The organism is Amycolatopsis sp. cmx-11-32, from assembly GCF_047608695.1.
GTDB lineage: Bacteria > Actinomycetota > Actinomycetes > Mycobacteriales > Pseudonocardiaceae > Amycolatopsis.
Genome location: NZ_JADNQN010000004.1, coordinates 259,508 through 276,306, shown reverse-complemented (window position 1 = coordinate 276,306; position 16,799 = coordinate 259,508). Strand labels below are relative to the sequence as shown.

The window sequence follows — 16,799 nt, the reverse complement described above, 5'->3', positions numbered from 1 at the left end:
CAGCTTCCGACGAGTTTCGGCGTAGCTGTGGCGACCAGCAGGCATGGCACCAGCCTCCAAACGAGTCGGCCATCAGGCTGTCCAATTGCGGATCCCATCGCGCCTTCCCCGCCGCAAACGCGGGTAGTTCCCCTGGTAGTACAGCGTCTGCCAAGGCACCCCGGACGTGTTCGGGGGCCAGGGTGGACAAGGCGGGTCAACTGATCGGCCGGGTGACCAGGAGAGACACACGCGTGTTCCCTCTGGCACAAGAAAGTGCCTTCTTCCGCGCCCCCACCACGGCAGCCATGATCGCCACCATGGCCAAGAACGCACCTCCCCGCCCGCTCGACGCCGCCGCCCTCAGCGACTTCCTCGCCGAGCACACCTTCGGCGCCCTCGCGACCCTCAAGCGCGACGGCCGGCCGCATCTCTCCACCGTCGTCTACGACTGGAATCCCGAGGCCCGCGAGATCCGGATCAGCACGACCGAAGACCGCCTCAAGGTCAAGCAGATCCGCAATAATCCACACGCGTCCCTCTACGTCTCCAGCGCCGACCACTGGAAGTTCGCGGTCGTGGAAGGAGAAGCGGAACTCTCCGAAGTCGTTCGAACACAGGAGGACCCGGGCGAGCGCAGGCTTTTCATCACCCTCAGAACCGGGAAACTCTATGGAACGGCCCTCGACATCGCCTAACGTACGCACCTGGGAAAGGCCAGGTGAGGAGACGCCCGATGTGGGAAAAGCGGATGGAGTGGCCGCTCAACGCCGCCGCCGTACTGTTCCTGGCCGCCTACGCGTGGCCGATCGTCCAACCCTCGCTCGGGCATACCGGCAAGGTCTGGTGCGAGGTGGTCACCTGGGTCTCTTGGGCGGTCTTCGCCCTGGACTACGGCGTCCGCCTCAGACACGCCGAGGACAAACGAGCCTTCCTGAAGAACAACATCTTCGACCTGTTGATCATCGTGCTCCCGCTGATCCGGCAGCTGCGGCTGCTCCGGCTCGTCACGGTGCTCAACGTCCTCAACCGCAACGCGGGCCTGTCGCTGCGCGGCCGCGTCGTGGTCTACACGGTGGGCGCGACGGCGCTCATCGTGTTCTGTTCGGCACTCGCCGTGCTCGACGCGGAACGGGCCTCGCCGGACGCGCCGATCACCGACTTCCCGGACGCGGTGTGGTGGTCGATCACGACGATCACCACGGTCGGCTACGGCGACCGTTATCCCGTCAGTGGCACCGGCCGCGTCGTCGCGGTCGGGCTGATGGTGGCCGGGATCGCCCTGCTCGGTGTGGTCACCGCGACGCTGGCGTCGTGGCTGATCCGCCGGGTGACCGAGGCCGACGAGAACGCGCAGGCGGTCACCCGTGAGCATCTCGACGAGCTGACCCGCGAAGTCAAGGCGTTGCGGGCCGAGCTCGCCGAGCAGCGTGCCGGGGTCAGTCCCGCAGCATCGGAGCCGCTAGGTACTGCTCGGGGATAGCGAAGGCGTCCACGAGCGTCCGCGCGTGCGGGCGCAGGTCGGCGCACAGCGCGTTCACCGCGGCGGTGACGGCCTTCGAGCGCCCGGAGGCCAGCCGCCCGTGTTCGAGGAACCAGCCCCGATCCGCCTCGATGTTCGCGAGCGCGTAAAGGTCGCAGACCCGCTCCAGCAGCTCACGGGCCTCCGCGTCGGCACAGCGTTCGATAGCGTCGATGAACGCTTCCAGCACCACCCGATCGACGTGCACGCGCCCCGCGCGCAGCACGTGGTCCTGCGCGTCGTTGAAGACACCGAAGACGCCGGAGGGGTCCGAACTCGCCTTACGCAGGCGCTGCGCGACACCGCCGAGTACGTGCTCTTCGCGGTCTTCGAACAGCTTCAGATGCCACTCACGCGAGTACAGCACGTCGCTGTCGTCGGCGTCGGTGAGCCGCTCGACGACCTTGCGCGCGGACGTCCGTTCGATCACGGCCTCGACGAACTGCTCCGCCACGAACCGCGCGGTCGCGAGCGGGCTGAGGTCTTCGAACTGGTCCTTGTAGCTGGTCAGCAGCCCCTTCGCGACCAGTTGCAGCAGGACGGTGTTGTCACCCTCGAAAGTGGTGAAGACGTCCGTGTCGGCCTTCAGCCCGGCGAGCAGGTTCTCCGAGAGGTAACCGGAGCCGCCGCACGCCTCGCGGGCGGTCTGGATGGTCGCCGTCGCGTGCCAGGTGGACACCGCCTTGATCCCGGCGGCCCGCGATTCCAGCTCGCGCTGCTCCTCCTCCGGCGCGTCCTCGGCGATGTCGTGAAGCTTCGCGACGAGCGCTTCCTGCGCGAAGTGCAGCGCGTACGACGTCGCCAGCGCGGGCAGCAGTTTCCGCTGGTGGGCGCGGTAATCGAGGATCACGACCTCGTCGCCGTCGGGCCGCGCGAACTGCCGCCGCCGCTCGCCGTACCGGACGGCCAGCGCGAGCGCGCGTTTCGTCGCGCTGCCGGCGCTGCCCGCGACGCTGACCCGGCCGCGGATGAGCGTGCCGAGCATGGTGAAGAACCGGCGGCCGTCGCTTTCGATCGGACTCGTGTACGTCCCGTCCTCGGCGACATCACCGAACCGGTTGAGCAGCGCCTCGCGCGGAACCCTCACCTGGGTGAAAGTGAGTCGCCCGTTGTCAACGCCGTTGAGGCCCGCCTTGCGCCCGCAGTCCTCGATCTCGACGCCGCTCACGTTCTCGCCGCGGATCGGCACCACGAAGGCGTGCACACCACGCGACTCGCCACCGGTGATCAGCTGCGCGAACACGACCGCGAGTTCGCCGTCACGGGCGGCGTTGCCGATGTACTCCTTCGTCGCGCCCCGGTCCGGCGTGTGCACGACGAACTCGCGCGTGGCCGGGTCGTAGGTCGCGGTGGTCCGCAGATGCTGGACGTCCGAGCCGTGGCCGTGCTCGGTCATCGCGAAGCAGCCCAGCACGTCCAGATCCTTGATCTCGCGCAGGTAGCGCTCGTGGTGGCGTTCGGTGCCGAGCAACTGCACCGCGCCGCCGAACAGGCCCCATTGGACACCGGCCTTGACCATCAGCGAGAGGTCGCCGAACCCCAGCATCTCGAACGACATCACCGATCCGCCGACGTCGCCGCCTCCGCCGTGCGCCGGGTCGAAGCCGAGCCCCGGCCGGTCGGTGCGGGCGAGCAGACGCATCCATTCGAGGACCTGGGCACGATGTGCTTCCACGTCGAGATCGACGGGGTCCTTGAAGCTCTCGGCCGCCATCTGCGCGCGCACCGCGCGACGCAGTTCGGCCCACCGTCCATCGAGGACGGTGGTGAGCGCGTCCGGGTCGATCTTCGCGGGAAGTCCTGGTGTGGCCACGATTCCTCCGATGCGGTGCGGTCTGCGCCCAGCCTGCCGCACCGCATCGGGAAGCGCAGGACGAATCAGACCGGTTTCCCGTTGATCGTCGTGTTCTCGAACCGCAGGTCATCGACGTGTTCCAGGGTGTTCTCGGTGTTCGCGACCCCTGCGAAGCAACAGTCACTCACCCGCAGGCCACGGACGTGTGAGTTAGGCAACCCTCGGACGTTGAACGCCGCTTGCCCGCACTTCGTGCTGGAGGAGTTGCCGATGGTGAGTGGGCCGAACCGCGGGTAGTACACGCGGGTTTGGCCGTTGCAGCCCGGCAGGATGTACACGACCGAGCGGCGAGGTGCAGGTCCACATCGCTCTAGAGGTACACGGCGCCGGTGACGAAGGTGCCCTTCGGCACGACGACGTGCCCGCCCCCGCGCGCGTTGGCCGTCTCGAAATCGAGCACGGAGAACGTCCGGTCCGGGAAGACCGGGAGTTTCGCCCGCGCGACGAGGTCGTTGGCCGCGGGCCAGGGAAGTACCGGGATCGAGACCGTGCACGGGGCCGCCGAGGCGGTGGGCGCGAGCAGGGGCTCGCCGCCACCGCCAGGCCGCCCGCGATCAGCCGCCGCTGGGCGATTCCGCCGTCCATGACGCCTTCTTTCGCAAGAGGACTTCGTTCAAGACGGCGGAAACCCGACTCGGGGGCCGGACCCCGGCTTCAGGAAAGGTCCGGTCCCTGTGAGCGGAGATCGTCGACCTTGGTCATCGCCTCCCGGAGTTCGGCGAGCCAGGCGTCCGCGTGTTCCCCGACCAGCCGGACCGCCCAGGCCAGTGCCTCCGACCGCGACCGCGCGACGCCGGCGTCCACGAGGGTGTCGAGGACCAGGCGCTCCGGCTGCCGCAGCCTGGTCATGACCGGCGCCGAATGCGTGGTGAACAGATGCCTCGTGCCGCCGAGGCTCGCGCCCCAGGCGACCTTGCGCTGATACCGGTGCTCGGCCTGGCGCGCGATCTCGATCCGCTCGTCACGGGTCTCCTCGCGGAACCGGCTGATCCGGCCGTCCTCGGCCGCCGCGCGAGCGGCGTCGTCGGCGTATTCGCCGGTGAGCGGCTGGAGTTCGCCGACGATGACGATCTCCTCGCGATCCACCGTGACCTCGGGGTCTCCGGTGAACCAGCCCTCCGGGAGCCGCCCGCCGAACCACGCGCCCGCGTCGTCCGCCGGCGGGATCTCCGCCTGCTGCCAGCCGCCCCGGCCTTTCCAGTTACCGCGTCCCATCTGCCTCGCCGTCCTGAAGTAGGTGCGCATGCTCGCTCCCGCGATTACATGATTACAACGCTACCGACGCTACGCTCGCGGCGACCGAGATTCAGTCGTGTTCTCCTCCGGCGTAATCCAGGGCAACCCGATGACCTGTGCGGACGTGTTCCCTTCAGTAGTCATCGGGAAGGGGAACGGCATGCTGAAGAAAGTCATGATCGGCGCTTTCGTGCTCGGAGCGGCTCAACTGGCGGTGATCGCGCCGGCCACGGCGACCACCGATCCCAGCTGGTACCTCGGCCCGAGCGAACTCGGATCCGGGGAACAGATCTACGCCGAGACCAAGGCCGCGGCGGGCGGCTGCTTCCCGGGCGGCCCGGTGACGTCGCCGGGCCTCGCCGCGCCGATCCAGTGGACCGTCGGCGGGAACTTCGGGACGCACGGCGGGTTCGGGAATGTGGTGAAGACGCCCGGCGAGTACGTCGCGACCCTCACCTGCTCCGACGGACGCAAATCGACCCGGATGTTCACGGTGACGGGTGTTCCGCCGAAGTCGACGGCGGCCAGGGCGAAGGGACCGCAGGTCGCGGTAAAGCCGGTGGGAACGCCTCGGCCCGGTGGTGATGCCTTCGGCCTCCGCCCTATGGCGTGGGACTGGTGAGCCCTTGCATCGGTGCAGGCCGAGGCGGTTGTCCGTGAAAGGGATCCCCGCGACAGAATGCAAAGGCTCACTGAGCCTCACGGTCAGGCCGGTGATCGCCGCGGTGAAGGCCCTCAGCCGAGCTGGGCGCGCAGTTCTTCGGCTTGGGTGACCGGGCGTTCGCACACGTACCCACGGCACACGTACGCGGCGGCGGCTCCCTCGACCAACGGACGGTCGGCGAGCAGCGGCACGCCGTCGGCGTCCGGGTTCCCGCTCACGACGACGGCGCCGTCCGGCAGCGACGCGACGGCAGCGGCCAGCAGGTCCTCACGCGAAGCGGCGTCCGGTCCGACCACGGCGACCTGGACAGGCCCCGCGGCGGCGGCTTCGGCGACCGAAAGCCAGTGCCCGGCGAACCGCGGCGCGTGGGCGGCGAGCCGTCCAGACCGCGCCAGCGCCCGCTCGGCCGCCTCGCGGTAGCTGCCCACCTTGTCGTGCCCGGCCAGCACGGACGCGGTCAGCAACGCGTTCGCCAGCGCCGAAGCCCCCGACGGGCTCGCGTTGTCGGTCGGATCGGAAGGCCGCTGCACCAGGACTTCCGCGTCGTCGGCCGTGTCGTAGTAGGCGCCCGGCGAGTCCGGAATGCCGAAATGGGCCAAAGCGAGGTCCAGCAAGGTGATCGCGTCGGCGAGCCAACGCGGTTCCCCGGTCGCCTGGTGGAGTTCGAGCAACCCTTCGGCGAGACACGAGTAGTCCTCCAGCACTCCGGCGGTCGTGCCGACGACGCCGTCGCGCGAGGTCCGGCGCAACCGTCCGTCCACGAAGTGGTTGTCCATCAGGAAAGCCGCCGCACGGGCGGCCGCGTCGATCCACTGTGGACGGCCGAGCCGGGCGCCAGCCTTGGCGAGCGCGCCGATCGCGAGCCCGTTCCACGCGGCGATGACCTTGTCGTCGCGGGCGGGCTGAGGGCGTCCGTCGCGCGCTGTCAGCAGTGCCCGGCGAACCCGCTCGTAGCGCTCCGCGTCTTCGGGATGGGGTTCACGCAGCCGCAGCGTCGACGCGCCGTGCTCGAAGTTGCCTCGCTCGGTCACCTGGAACAACCCGGCCGCCCACGCACCGTCTTCCTCTCCGAGCACTTCGACGAGCTGCGCGGGCGTCCAGACATAGGTGAGCCCCTCGACGCCGTCGGTGTCCGCGTCGAGCGACGCGGCGAACCCGCCTTCGGCCGTCCCCAGGTCGCGCAGCAGGAATTCCGCGGTCTCCTCGACAATCCGGCGCGCGTACCCGAGCCCGGTCACGCCATGGAACTGAGCATAGAAGCGCAAGAGCAGACCGTTGTCGTACAACATCTTCTCGAAGTGCGGCACTTCCCAGCGCGCGTCGACCGAATAGCGCGCGAACCCGCCCCCGAGCTGGTCGTCGAGCCCGCCGAGTGCCATCGCTTCGGCTGTGTGCTTCACCGGAGCGAGGGCGTCCTCGGAGCCGGTGCGTTCGTAGTGGCGCAGAAGGAAGGTCAAGGCCATCGTCGGCGGGAACTTCGGCGCTCCCCCGAATCCGCCGGTCTCGGGGTCGTATTCCTCGCGCAACGACGAGACCGCGCCGTCCAGCGCGGCACCGTCCACAACGGACTCGGGCAGCGGGCCGCTCTTCTCCGTGAGGTGAGCGATGATCTGCTGGGCGCCGGAGCGCAGTTCCTCCGGACGTTCACCCCAGGCCTCAGCGACGGCGACGATCAGCTGCGAGAACGACGGCATCCCGTGCCGGGGCGACGGCGGGTAGTAGGTGCCGCAATGGAACGGCTCCCCCTCCGGGGTCAGGAAGCACGTCATCGGCCAACCGCCCTGGCCGGTCATCGCCTGCGTGGCGGCCATGTACACCGCGTCGATGTCCGGGCGTTCTTCGCGGTCGACCTTGATGTTGACGAAGTTCGCGTTCATCAGCGTCGCGGTGGCTTCGTCCTCGAAGGACTCGTGCGCCATGACATGGCACCAGTGGCAGGCCGCGTAGCCGACCGAAAGCAGGATCGGCACATTCCGCCGCTTCGCCTCGGCCAGCGCTTCTTCTCCCCAGGGCCACCAGTCCACCGGGTTCTCGGCGTGCTGAAGCAGATACGGGCTGGTCGCGGCCTTCAGGCGATTCGACATGCCTCCAGGGTCGCATGCTCAAAAGCACGCGCGCCGCGGCGGCCGTCTGCGAGACACTCACCCTGTGCTCCTCACCATGACGACCACCCGCGACCCCGCCACCGACCTGGGCTTTCTCCTGCACAAGCATCCGGAGAAGGCGCAGTCGTTCACGCTGTCGGCCGGGACGGCGCACGTCTTCTACCCCGAGGCGTCCGAAGAGCGCTGCACGGTCGCGCTGCTGGTCGAGATCGACCCGATCGACCTCGTGCGCGGCGGCGCGACGTCGTTGACCCAGTACGTCAACGACCGGCCGTACGCGGGTGGCTCGTATTTGGCGGTGGCACTGCGGGCGGTCTTCACCACGGCGCTGTCCGGCCGGTGCGCGAACCGGCCGGAACTGGTGGACGAGGCGTTCCCGCTGGAGATCCGGATGCCGTCGCTGACCGCGCGAGGCGGCGCCGAGGTCGTCCACAGGCTTTTCGAGCCGCTCGGCTGGCAGGTCGAGACGAAGACCATCCCGCTCGACCCGCACTTCCCGCAGTGGGGCGATTCTCGCTACGTCGATCTCAGGCTGACCGGGACGCACCGGGTCGTCGACGCGCTGCGCCACCTGTACGTCCTGCTGCCCGCTCTCGACGGCGACAAGCACTACTGGATCGGCCAGGACGAAGCCGACAAGTTGCTGCGGGCAGGCGAGGGCTGGCTCGCCGTCCATCCGGAACGGGACCTGATCACCAACCGGTACCTCGAACGGCGCCGCCCGATCGTCTCGTACGCGCTTGCCCGGCTGGCCGAGGCGGAGGACGTGCCGTCCGAGGCCGAAGCGCGGGTCACGGAGCCGCCGGACCGGCCAGAGCCGCTGGCCGTCCAGCGTCACGGGAGCGTGCTCGCGGCACTTCGGGCGGCGGGCGCGCGGCGCGTCCTGGACCTCGGCTGCGGCGGTGGCGCGCTGCTGCGGGTGCTCCAGAACGAACCGTCGTTCACCGAGATCGTCGGTGTCGACGTTTCCGCGAGCGCTTTGGACATCGCCGGCAAACGGCTCGAGGACAAGATTCGGATCACCCTTCGGCAGTCCGCGCTGACCTACGCGGACCCGTCGCTGGCCGGGTACGACGCGGCGGTGCTGATGGAGGTGATCGAGCACGTCGACGAGGAGCGCCTGCCCGCGCTGGAGCACGCCGTGTTCGGCGTCGCCGCACCGCGGACGGTGCTCGTCACGACGCCGAACGCCGAGTACAACCGGCACTTCGAGTTTCTCGAAGAAGGCCGGTTCCGGCATGCCGACCACCGTTTCGAGTGGACACGGGAGCAGTTCCGTTCGTGGGCGGAGGGCGTCGCGGCCCGGCGCGGCTACGACGTCCGTCAGCTACCAGTGGGACAGGTGTCCCAGGAATCAGGACCGCCCACCCAAATGGCGGTCTTCACGTCTCGAAAGGAGGCCTTGGCATGAAACTGACCATTCCCGACATGTCCCTCGTCGTGCTCGCCGGGGCCTCCGGCTCCGGCAAGTCGACCTTCGCGCGGACGCATTTCGCGCCGACACAGGTGCTGTCCAGCGACTACTTCCGCGGCTTGGTGGCCGATGACGAGAACGACCAGAGCGCGTCGGCCGCCGCTTTCGACGTGCTCCACTACGTCGCGGCGAAGCGGCTCGCAGCAGGCAAGGTCACCGTGATCGACGCGACGAACGTCCAACGCGCTTCCCGGGCGAGCCTGCTGAAGCTGGCGAAGGAGTACGACGTCCTGCCGACCGCGATCGTCCTCGATCTCCCGCTGAAGCTCTGCCAGGAACGCAACGAGTCCCGGCCGGACCGCGACTTCGGCGAGCACGTCGTCCGCCGTCAGCGTGGCGAACTGCACCGCTCGCTGAAGTCGTTGGAGCGCGAGGGTTTCCGCCGCGTCCACGTGTTGCGGAGCGAAGGCGAGGTCGCCGAAGCGGAGATCGTCGTCGAACCGCTGCGCAACGACCGCCGCGAGCTGACCGGGCCGTTCGACGTCATCGGCGACGTCCACGGCTGCCGCGAGGAACTGGAGGAGCTGCTCAGCGAACTGGGTTACGCCGACGGCGTGCATCCCGAAGGACGCACCGCGCTGTTCGTCGGCGACCTCGTCGACCGCGGACCCGACACACCGGGGGTGCTGCGCCGCGTGATGGCGATGGCCGAAGCGGGCAACGCGCTGGTCGTCTGCGGGAACCACGAACAGAAACTGACCCGCGCCCTGAACGGGCGCAAGGTCCAGGTGACGCACGGCCTCGCGGAGTCACTGGAGCAGCTTTCCGCACAGGACGAGGACTTCCGCGCGAAGGCACACGCCTTCTGCGAAGGACTCATCGCGCATTACGTCCTCGACGGCGGCAAGCTCGTCGTCGCGCACGCGGGCCTGCCCGAGAAGTACCACGGACGCGCGTCGGGCCGGGTGCGGAGCACCGCGCTCTACGGCGACACCACCGGCGAGACCGACGAGTACGGCCTGCCGGTGCGGCTGCCGTGGGCGCGCGACTACCGAGGTACCGCGATGGTCCTTTATGGACACACGCCGACGCTGGAACCGGAGTGGATCAACGGGACCATGTGCCTCGACACCGGCTGTGTGTTCGGCGGCAAGCTGACCGCTCTGCGCTACCCGGAACGGGAAGTCGTCTCGGTGAAGGCGAAAAAGGTCTGGTTCGAGCCGGCGCGCCCGCTCGAACCGGAGCGGCCGCTGGACGGACGCGAGCCCGCGGTGCTGGAACTGGGCGACGTCACCGGGAAACGGATCATCCAGACCCGCCACCACGGCCGGGTCGGGGTTTCCGCCGAGCAGTCGGCGGCGGCACTCGAGGTGATGAGCCGGTTCGCCGTCGACCCGCGTCTGCTGCCGTACCTGCCGCCGACCATGGCACCGTGTTCGACGTCCGCCTCCGAGGACTACCTCGAACACCCCGAGGAGGCCTTCGCCGAGTTCCGCACGTCGGGCGTCCAATCCGTCGTGTGCGAAGAGAAGCACATGGGATCGCGGGCGATCGTGCTCGTGTGCCGTGACGACGACGTGGCTCCCGCGCGGTTCGGGATCAGCGGTCCCGGCGCGGTGTACACCCGCACCGGGCGGCCGTTCTTCACTCCCGGGCAGAACACGCGGCTGCTCACGGGTGTGCGCGAGGCCGCGTCAGAGCTGTTCGACGAGCTGGACACCGGTTGGCTGCTGCTGGACGCGGAGTTGCTGCCGTGGAGCGCGAAGGCCGGATCACTGATCTCGGGCCAGTACGCGGCCGTCGGCGCGGCGGCGCAGTCCGTGCTGCCCGCCGCCGTCGCCTCACTGGACGCCGCCGCCGCTCGCGGGATCGACGTGTCCGAACTGCTTTCGCGAACACGTGTCCGCGAGTCCACTGTGGACGCTTACCGGCAGGCGTACCGGCGTTACTGCTGGCCGACCGACGGCCTCGACGGCGTCCGGATCGCGCCGTTCCAGGTACTGGCCTCGGAAGGCCGGTCGTACCATGACCGGCCTCACGACTGGCACCTCGCGCTGCTGGACCGGCTCACCGGTGACCTGTTCACGCGTACACGGACCCTGTCGGTCGACACCACCGACCCGGCGTCGGTGGCGCGCGGCGTCGAATGGTGGCTGGAACTGACCGGCGCGGGCGGCGAGGGGATGGTCGTCAAACCGGCGGCGAACCTGGCCCGCGGGACGCGCGGGCTGGTGCAGCCGGGAGTGAAGGTGCGCGGGCGCGAATACTTGCGGATCATCTACGGGCCGGACTACACGCTGCCGGAGAACCTCGCGCGGCTCCGCAAACGCGGACTGAACCGGAAGCGGGCGCTCGCGCTGCGCGAGTACGCGCTGGGACTGGAGGCGCTGGAGAGGCTGGCGCGCGGGGAACCGCTGTGGCGGGTGCACGAGTGCGTGTTCGCCGTACTGGCCCTGGAGTCGGATCCGGTCGACCCGCGCCTCTGACCCGCTTCGACACTGTGATGAACGGGACTTTCATCGCGAATTCTGCAATGAAAGTCCCGTTCATCACACGCTCAGTCGGATTTGGCGGCCGGCTTCTCCGCGGCCTTCGCGACAGGCTCCTCAGCCGCGGCCTTCACCACAGGTGCCTCATCGGCCGAAGCCTCCGGCGACGCCTCCGACGAAGCGGCAGGCTCGTCGAAGCTCTCCGGAAGCCGCTTCAAGTGTTTGGTCATCGACCGCACCAGCAGCGCGACGGCGATCAGGAACAGGATCAGGATCAGGAAACCCACCGGCGACGACTTGCCGAAGTCCTCACCTTGGCCGCCGTTGTCGCCGTTGCCGGGCTGCTGCGCCAGAAACTGCGACGACACCGTCACTCCGACGACGGCGAACGCCGGCACCGAGAAACTCATCTAGCCCACCCTCTCCGTCAAACCGGCGAACAGATCGTCCTCCGGCAGGGTGCTGTCCACCAGTGAGCGGACCAGCTCGTACTCCTCGGTCGGCCAGACCTCGCGCTGCAGGTCGCGCGGGACGGCGAACCAGCGGCTGTTCGGGTCGATCTGGGTGGCGTGCGCCTTGAGGGCCTCGTCACGCTGCTCGAAGTAGTCGCCGCACTCGACTCGGGTGGTCACCCGCTCCATGACGTCGGCCTTCTCCGGGTCCCACGACTTGAGCCACTCTTCGTACGGCGACTCCAGGCCGCGCTCGAGCAGGCCCTCGTGGAACACGGTCATCCTGGCGCGCGAGAACCCGTGCACGTAGTACAGCTTCAACGGCTGCCACGGCTCGCCCGCGTCCGGGTAGTGCTCCGCCTCGCCGGCGGCGTCGAAGGCCGCGACCGAGATCTCGTGCGTCCGGATGTGGTCGGGGTGCGGGTACCCGCCGTTTTCGTCGTAGGTGACGATCACGTGCGGGCGGAACTCGCGGATGACCTTCACCAGGGCACCGGTCGACTCTTCGAGCGGGACGACCGCGAACGAGCCCTCCGGGACCGGGGGCAGCGGGTCGCCCTCGGGCAGGCCCGAGTCGAGGAACCCGAGCCACACGTGGCTCACGCCGAGGATCTTGGCCGCGCGGGCCATCTCCTCCCGGCGGACCTCGGTCATGTTGGCCAGCACGTCGGGACGGTCCATGGCCGGGTTCAGCACACTGCCCGCTTCGCCACCGGTGCAGGTCACGACCATGACCTCGTGCCCCTCGGCGGCGTACCTGGCCATCGTGGCGGCGCCCTTGCTCGACTCGTCGTCAGGGTGCGCGTGCACCGCCATCAGGCGGAGGCGTGACTTCGGCGGTTCATCGGCTAGCACCATGCTCCGAACGTCCCCTTCTCGTTCCCTATTCCCCCACGACCCTGCCTGACGGCCCGCGCGACCGGGCGCGGATACTCGAGGGGGACCACTCGCATCTGACCTCATTGTCCCTGCCAGCAAGACGACACCAACCGGGAGGCCCGGGTTGAGCACGGGACAGGATGCTTCCATCACGGAAAGCACCCGGACGGACCTGCTTGAGAGCCGGTACGGCAAGACCCGTGCCGCGCGGCCCGCCCGCTGGCGGCGGCTGGTGTACCTGCTGATCGCACTGCTGGTCAGCGGCGGCCTCGCCTACGTGATGTACACGAATTTCGGCAGCGCGCCCATCGAGGGCGAACGCGTCTTGTTCGCTGAGAAGCCGGGCGACGCGATGGAGATCACGATCAACGTGACCAGGGACGACGTGAACCGTCCGGGAGTGTGCGTCGTCCGGGTCCGCGACAAGGCCGGGGCCGAAAGCGGACGCAAAGAGGTCCTGCTTCAGCCTGGTTCGAAGAACAGCCGGGTGACTACCACCATCAAGAGCATCGGAAAGCCGGTCACGGCTGATATCTTCGGATGCTCTTACGACGTACCACGGTACCTGTCAAGGCCATAGCGGCCAACGGGGTGAAACGGGCGCCCAACGCCGGGGCGCGACCGAATTCGACCGGCGGCGATGCCTCGCGCCGTGTTACTCTGATCTACCGGCACGGCCCAAGACGGGCCGTGTTTTTCCTTTATCTCAGCCAGGCCGGCGCGCCATGCCGGTCTGGTGGCCGGCTTGTACACCCAAGCCTGGCAGGCCCTACTAGGAGATGGTGACCGTGAGCGACACAAAGGTGACCTGGCTGACCCAGGATGCCTACGACAGGCTCAAGCAGGAACTCGACCACTACATCGAGCTCCGCCCGGTCATCGCCGCGAAGATCAACGACAGCCGGGAAGAGGGCGACCTCAAGGAGAACGGCGGTTACCACGCCGCCCGCGAAGAGCAGGGCCAGCACGAGGCCCGCATCCGCCACCTCCAGGAGCTCCTCCGCTCGGCCAAGGTGGGCGAGGCGCCCGCCAACGACGGCAGCGCGGGCCCTGGCAAGGTCCTCACCGTGCGCTACGACGGTGACGACGTGGACGAGAACTTCCTCTTGGCGACCCGCGAGGAGGGCACCGAGGGCAACCTGGACGTCTACTCGCCGGAGTCCCCGCTCGGCAAGGCGCTGCTGGGCGCCAAAGAGGGCGAAACCCGCGAGTACGAGCTGCCCAACGGCAGCATCCAGAAGGTGACGCTCGTCAAGGCCGTGCCTTACACCGGCAAGTGAGCCTCCGCGTGCCCGGCCGATATGGCCGGGCACGCGGATGAGCCGTTAGCGTGACCTCCAGAGAAATCTGGAGGGAAACGATGAGCGAGCTACCGATCTGCGTCGCCTGCGGCACGCAGTACGCGGAACCCCGGTCCGACTGTCCGATCTGCGAAGACGAACGTCAGTACATCCCGCAGGCCGGACAGCGGTGGACCGATCTGGACACCGTTCGCGCGAGCGGGACGTACACGGCTCGCGTCGAGGAGCAGGGACCCGGTCTCATCGGAGTCGGGTCCACCCCCAACTTCGCCATCGGCGAGCGCGCACTGCTGGTCAGAGCCGACTCCGGCAACTTCCTGTGGGACTGCGCGGGCTTCATCGACGACGACCTCGTCGCGCGGGTTCGCGAACTCGGCGGGATCACCGGCATCGCGATCAGCCACCCGCACTACTACACCACCATGGTCGAGTGGGCCCACGCCTTCGACGCGCCCATCTACCTGCACGAGAGCGACCGGCAGTGGATCGGCAGGCCGGATCCGGCGATCAAACTGTGGGATGGCGTGACCCTCGACGTCGCCCCCGACCTGCGGCTGATCAACCTCGGTGTGCATTTCGCCGGTGGGACGGTGCTGCACTGGCCCGGTGGGGAGAACGGCCTCGGCGCGGTGCTCTCGGGCGACATCCTGCAGGTCATCCCGGACCGCCGGTTCGTCGGCATGATGTACAGCTACCCGAACCTGATCCCGGAGCGCCCGGAGGTCGTCCGGCGCGCGGCCGAACTGCTCGAACCGTACGAGTTCCCAGCGATCTACGGCGCCTGGTGGGACGCGATCATCCGCACCGACGGGCACGAGGCCGTCCAGCGGTCGGCCGCGCGGTATCTGAACCAGCTGCGCTAGCTCCTCGCCAGCCGTTCCAGCAACGGCCGGACGCGCGGCGGAACCGGTGTCGACAACGCGATCGACGTCGACGTCCGCCGCACGTACGGCGCGCCGACCACCTCGTCCACCACCCGCTGCAGATCGTCGTTGTCGCGCGCCACCATCCGCACGAAGAGGTCGCCCTGGCCTGTCGTCGCGTAGACCTCGCACACCTCGTCGATCGCGGTCAGCGCCTCCGCGACCTCGGCCCGGCGGCCCTGGGCGATCTCCAGGACGGCGAACGCGGTGAGGCCGTATCCCATCGCCGCGAGGTCGAGTTCGGGCGGGAAGCCACCGAGGACGCCGCGTTCGGTCAGCCGGTCCAGCCGGGCCTGAACGGTGCCCCGCGCGACGCCGAGACGGCGCGCGCATTCGAGCACGCCGAGCCGCGGCGAGTCGGTGAGCAACAGCAGCAGCCGCGCGTCCAGCGCGTCGAGTACTTCCGACATCGCGCCCTACCTCCTACACAGGTTGTCCACTATGACCGCGCCATCCCAGGCTTCGCTAGGCATAGTGTGCAGCAAAATCTTTGACCATTGCACATTTTGTCACGTGCTCGGATGCTTCTTGGCATGACGCACACAGTGGAACCCCAGGGTGCTCTTGACGACGTGAGCTATGACCAGCTGCGTCAGCTCGTCGGGCTCGTCGACCACGACTCTTCGACCGACCCGTTCCCGGTGAAGTCGATGGACGCGGTGGTGTTCATCGCGGGCAACGCCACGCAGACGGCCTGGTTCTACCAGGTCGCGTTCGGGATGCGGCTCATCGCGTACTCCGGCCCCGAAACCGGGAACTTCGAACGCAAGTCGTTCGTGCTGAAGTCCGGTTCGGCCCGTTTCGTGATCACCGGCGGCGTCAGGCCCGACTCCCCGCTGCTGGAACACCACCGCCGCCACGGCGACGGCGTCATCGACCTCGCGCTCGAGGTCGCCGACGTCGACCGGTGCATCGACCACGCCCGCGCGCAGGGCGCTACCGTCCTCGAAGAGCCGCACGACGTCTCCGACGAGCACGGCACCGTGCGAATCGCCGCGATCGCGACCTACGGCGAGACCCGCCACACGCTGATCGACCGGTCGAAGTACACGGGCGTCTATCTGCCCGGCTACGAGCCGCGTGAGAGCAAGGTCGTCCGCCCCGAAGGCGCGCCGAAGCGGCTGTTCCAGGCCGTGGACCACTGTGTCGGCAACGTCGAACTCGGCAAGATGGACTACTGGGTCGACTGGTACCGCCGTGTCATGGGCTTCGTGAACATGGCGGAGTTCGTCGGCGACGACATCGCGACCGAGTACTCGGCCCTGATGAGCAAGGTCGTCTCCAACGGCAACCACCGCGTCAAGTTCCCGCTCAACGAGCCGGCGGTCGCGAAGAAGAAGTCGCAGATCGACGAGTACCTCGAGTTCTACGGCGGCGCGGGCTGCCAGCACATCGCGCTGGCCACCAACGACATCGTCACGACGGTGAAGGCGATGCGCGCGGCGGGCATCGAGTTCCTCGACACCCCGGACTCCTACTACGACGACCCGGCGCTGCGCGCGCGGATCGGCGAGGTCCGGGTGCCGATCGAGAAGCTCAAGGAGCACCGCATCCTGGTCGACCGCGACGAGGACGGATACCTGCTGCAGATCTTCACCAAGCCGATCGGCGACCGCCCGACGGTGTTCTACGAGCTCATCGAGCGGCACGGCTCGCTCGGCTTCGGCAAGGGCAACTTCAAGGCCCTGTTCGAGGCCATCGAGCGTGAGCAGGAGCGCCGGGGCAATCTCTAACGGCGAGGCGCCATCAGCGCGGCGCCGAGGCAATCTTCAACGGCGAGGCGCCATCGGCGCGGCGCCGAGGCAACCTCTGACCCCGGCAGTTCGCAGGGCGTGAAAGGGCTCTTCATCGCACTTTGTGTGGTGAAGGGCCCTTTCGCTGCGTGATGGGACCGACTTTGTCGGCCGGGGGTGGTACACCGGACGAGAACTAAACTTCGAGCGCACCGGAACCGGAGCCGTCTTCGGACCGTCAGTGTGA

Annotated in this window: 16 protein-coding genes; 9 read left to right on the top strand and 7 right to left on the bottom strand. The window is 68.5% G+C overall.

Going from position 1 to position 16,799, the window contains the following annotated elements; genetic code table 11:
• Positions 1-182: 182 nt before the first annotated feature.
• Both ACM6LR_RS13770 and ACM6LR_RS13765 read left to right on the top strand, forming a co-directional pair.
• On the top strand, positions 183-677 hold the full coding sequence (locus ACM6LR_RS13770) for a pyridoxamine 5'-phosphate oxidase family protein (RefSeq protein WP_414943914.1): 495 nt from the start codon (positions 183-185) through the stop codon (positions 675-677).
• A gap of 38 nt (positions 678-715) precedes the next feature.
• Positions 716-1,462 carry a potassium channel family protein gene (locus ACM6LR_RS13765; protein WP_414943913.1) on the top strand — a complete coding sequence of 249 codons (747 nt, stop codon included), beginning with the start codon at positions 716-718 and terminating at the stop codon, positions 1,460-1,462.
• On the opposite strand, the gene ACM6LR_RS13760 is transcribed toward ACM6LR_RS13765, so the two are convergent.
• The 3 genes from ACM6LR_RS13760 to ACM6LR_RS13750 form a co-directional block, all read right to left on the bottom strand.
• Positions 1,419-3,314, bottom strand: a complete 1,896-nt coding sequence (locus ACM6LR_RS13760) for an acyl-CoA dehydrogenase (protein ID WP_414939886.1) — start codon at positions 3,312-3,314, stop codon at positions 1,419-1,421. The two genes, ACM6LR_RS13765 and ACM6LR_RS13760, sit on opposite strands and share 44 nt — an antisense overlap.
• Positions 3,315-3,379: 65 nt before the next feature.
• Complete coding sequence (locus tag ACM6LR_RS13755; RefSeq protein ID WP_414943912.1) at positions 3,380-3,634, bottom strand: hypothetical protein; 255 nt, start codon at positions 3,632-3,634, stop codon at positions 3,380-3,382.
• Between the two features lie 376 nt (positions 3,635-4,010).
• Positions 4,011-4,571, bottom strand: a complete 561-nt coding sequence (locus tag ACM6LR_RS13750) for a hypothetical protein (protein WP_414939913.1) — start codon at positions 4,569-4,571, stop codon at positions 4,011-4,013.
• 181 nt (positions 4,572-4,752) lie between these two features.
• Between ACM6LR_RS13750 and ACM6LR_RS13745 the strand changes: the two genes are divergently transcribed.
• Positions 4,753-5,214, top strand: coding sequence for a hypothetical protein (locus ACM6LR_RS13745; protein ID WP_414943911.1), 462 nt, complete (start codon positions 4,753-4,755; stop codon positions 5,212-5,214).
• Positions 5,215-5,327: 113 nt separating this feature from the next.
• Here the strand turns inward: ACM6LR_RS13745 and ACM6LR_RS13740 are convergent, their stop codons facing one another.
• Complete coding sequence (locus ACM6LR_RS13740; RefSeq protein WP_414943910.1) at positions 5,328-7,340, bottom strand: thioredoxin domain-containing protein; 2,013 nt, start codon at positions 7,338-7,340, stop codon at positions 5,328-5,330.
• Positions 7,341-7,404: 64 nt separating this feature from the next.
• Here ACM6LR_RS13740 and ACM6LR_RS13735 point away from each other — a divergent pair, with 64 nt between their 5' ends.
• On the top strand, positions 7,405-8,772 hold the full coding sequence (locus tag ACM6LR_RS13735; protein ID WP_414939882.1) for a 3' terminal RNA ribose 2'-O-methyltransferase Hen1: 1,368 nt from the start codon (positions 7,405-7,407) through the stop codon (positions 8,770-8,772).
• Positions 8,769-11,261 (top strand): polynucleotide kinase-phosphatase, encoded by a 2,493-nt coding sequence (locus ACM6LR_RS13730; protein WP_414943909.1) that lies wholly within the window; start codon positions 8,769-8,771, stop codon positions 11,259-11,261. Before ACM6LR_RS13735 ends, ACM6LR_RS13730 begins: the two co-directional genes overlap by 4 nt.
• Positions 11,262-11,332: 71 nt before the next feature.
• On the opposite strand, the gene ACM6LR_RS13725 is transcribed toward ACM6LR_RS13730, so the two are convergent.
• Both ACM6LR_RS13725 and mca read right to left on the bottom strand, forming a co-directional pair.
• The gene (locus ACM6LR_RS13725; protein WP_414939880.1) at positions 11,333-11,674 is read right to left on the bottom strand and encodes a hypothetical protein; all 342 of its coding nucleotides are present in this window, start codon (positions 11,672-11,674) and stop codon (positions 11,333-11,335) included.
• Positions 11,675-12,574, bottom strand: a complete 900-nt coding sequence (gene mca, locus ACM6LR_RS13720) for a mycothiol conjugate amidase Mca (RefSeq protein ID WP_414943908.1) — start codon at positions 12,572-12,574, stop codon at positions 11,675-11,677. It abuts the gene before it with no gap.
• Positions 12,575-12,719: 145 nt separating this feature from the next.
• Here mca and ACM6LR_RS13715 point away from each other — a divergent pair, with 145 nt between their 5' ends.
• From ACM6LR_RS13715 to ACM6LR_RS13705, 3 genes are all read left to right on the top strand, one after another.
• Positions 12,720-13,175 (top strand): DUF4307 domain-containing protein, encoded by a 456-nt coding sequence (locus ACM6LR_RS13715; protein ID WP_414939878.1) that lies wholly within the window; start codon positions 12,720-12,722, stop codon positions 13,173-13,175.
• A 199-nt stretch (positions 13,176-13,374) separates the two neighbouring features.
• Positions 13,375-13,875, top strand: coding sequence for a transcription elongation factor GreA (gene greA / locus ACM6LR_RS13710; RefSeq protein WP_414939877.1), 501 nt, complete (start codon positions 13,375-13,377; stop codon positions 13,873-13,875).
• A gap of 80 nt (positions 13,876-13,955) precedes the next feature.
• Complete coding sequence (locus ACM6LR_RS13705) at positions 13,956-14,759, top strand: MBL fold metallo-hydrolase (RefSeq protein ID WP_414943907.1); 804 nt, start codon at positions 13,956-13,958, stop codon at positions 14,757-14,759.
• On the opposite strand, the gene ACM6LR_RS13700 is transcribed toward ACM6LR_RS13705, so the two are convergent.
• Positions 14,756-15,229: an Lrp/AsnC family transcriptional regulator gene (locus tag ACM6LR_RS13700; protein WP_414939875.1), complete on the bottom strand. Its 474-nt coding sequence runs from the start codon at positions 15,227-15,229 to the stop codon at positions 14,756-14,758. The two genes, ACM6LR_RS13705 and ACM6LR_RS13700, sit on opposite strands and share 4 nt — an antisense overlap.
• A gap of 123 nt (positions 15,230-15,352) precedes the next feature.
• Here ACM6LR_RS13700 and hppD point away from each other — a divergent pair, with 123 nt between their 5' ends.
• Positions 15,353-16,552 (top strand): 4-hydroxyphenylpyruvate dioxygenase, encoded by a 1,200-nt coding sequence (hppD, locus tag ACM6LR_RS13695; protein ID WP_414939874.1) that lies wholly within the window; start codon positions 15,353-15,355, stop codon positions 16,550-16,552.
• Positions 16,553-16,799 lie beyond the last annotated feature (247 nt).

Excerpts from the sequence above, each read along its gene's own strand:
- ACM6LR_RS13765 (WP_414943913.1), top strand. The coding sequence starts at position 716 with ATGTGGGAAAAGCGGATGGAGTGGCCGCTCAACGCCGCCGCCGTACTG.
- ACM6LR_RS13750 (WP_414939913.1), bottom strand. The coding sequence starts at position 4,571 with ATGGGACGCGGTAACTGGAAAGGCCGGGGCGGCTGGCAGCAGGCGGAG.
- ACM6LR_RS13745 (WP_414943911.1), top strand. The coding sequence starts at position 4,753 with ATGCTGAAGAAAGTCATGATCGGCGCTTTCGTGCTCGGAGCGGCTCAA.
- ACM6LR_RS13740 (WP_414943910.1), bottom strand. The coding sequence starts at position 7,340 with ATGTCGAATCGCCTGAAGGCCGCGACCAGCCCGTATCTGCTTCAGCAC.
- ACM6LR_RS13730 (WP_414943909.1), top strand. The coding sequence starts at position 8,769 with ATGAAACTGACCATTCCCGACATGTCCCTCGTCGTGCTCGCCGGGGCC.
- ACM6LR_RS13725 (WP_414939880.1), bottom strand. The coding sequence starts at position 11,674 with ATGAGTTTCTCGGTGCCGGCGTTCGCCGTCGTCGGAGTGACGGTGTCG.
- mca (WP_414943908.1), bottom strand. The coding sequence starts at position 12,574 with ATGGTGCTAGCCGATGAACCGCCGAAGTCACGCCTCCGCCTGATGGCG.
- greA (WP_414939877.1), top strand. The coding sequence starts at position 13,375 with ATGGTGACCGTGAGCGACACAAAGGTGACCTGGCTGACCCAGGATGCC.
- ACM6LR_RS13705 (WP_414943907.1), top strand. The coding sequence starts at position 13,956 with ATGAGCGAGCTACCGATCTGCGTCGCCTGCGGCACGCAGTACGCGGAA.
- ACM6LR_RS13700 (WP_414939875.1), bottom strand. The coding sequence starts at position 15,229 with ATGTCGGAAGTACTCGACGCGCTGGACGCGCGGCTGCTGCTGTTGCTC.
- hppD (WP_414939874.1), top strand. The coding sequence starts at position 15,353 with ATGACGCACACAGTGGAACCCCAGGGTGCTCTTGACGACGTGAGCTAT.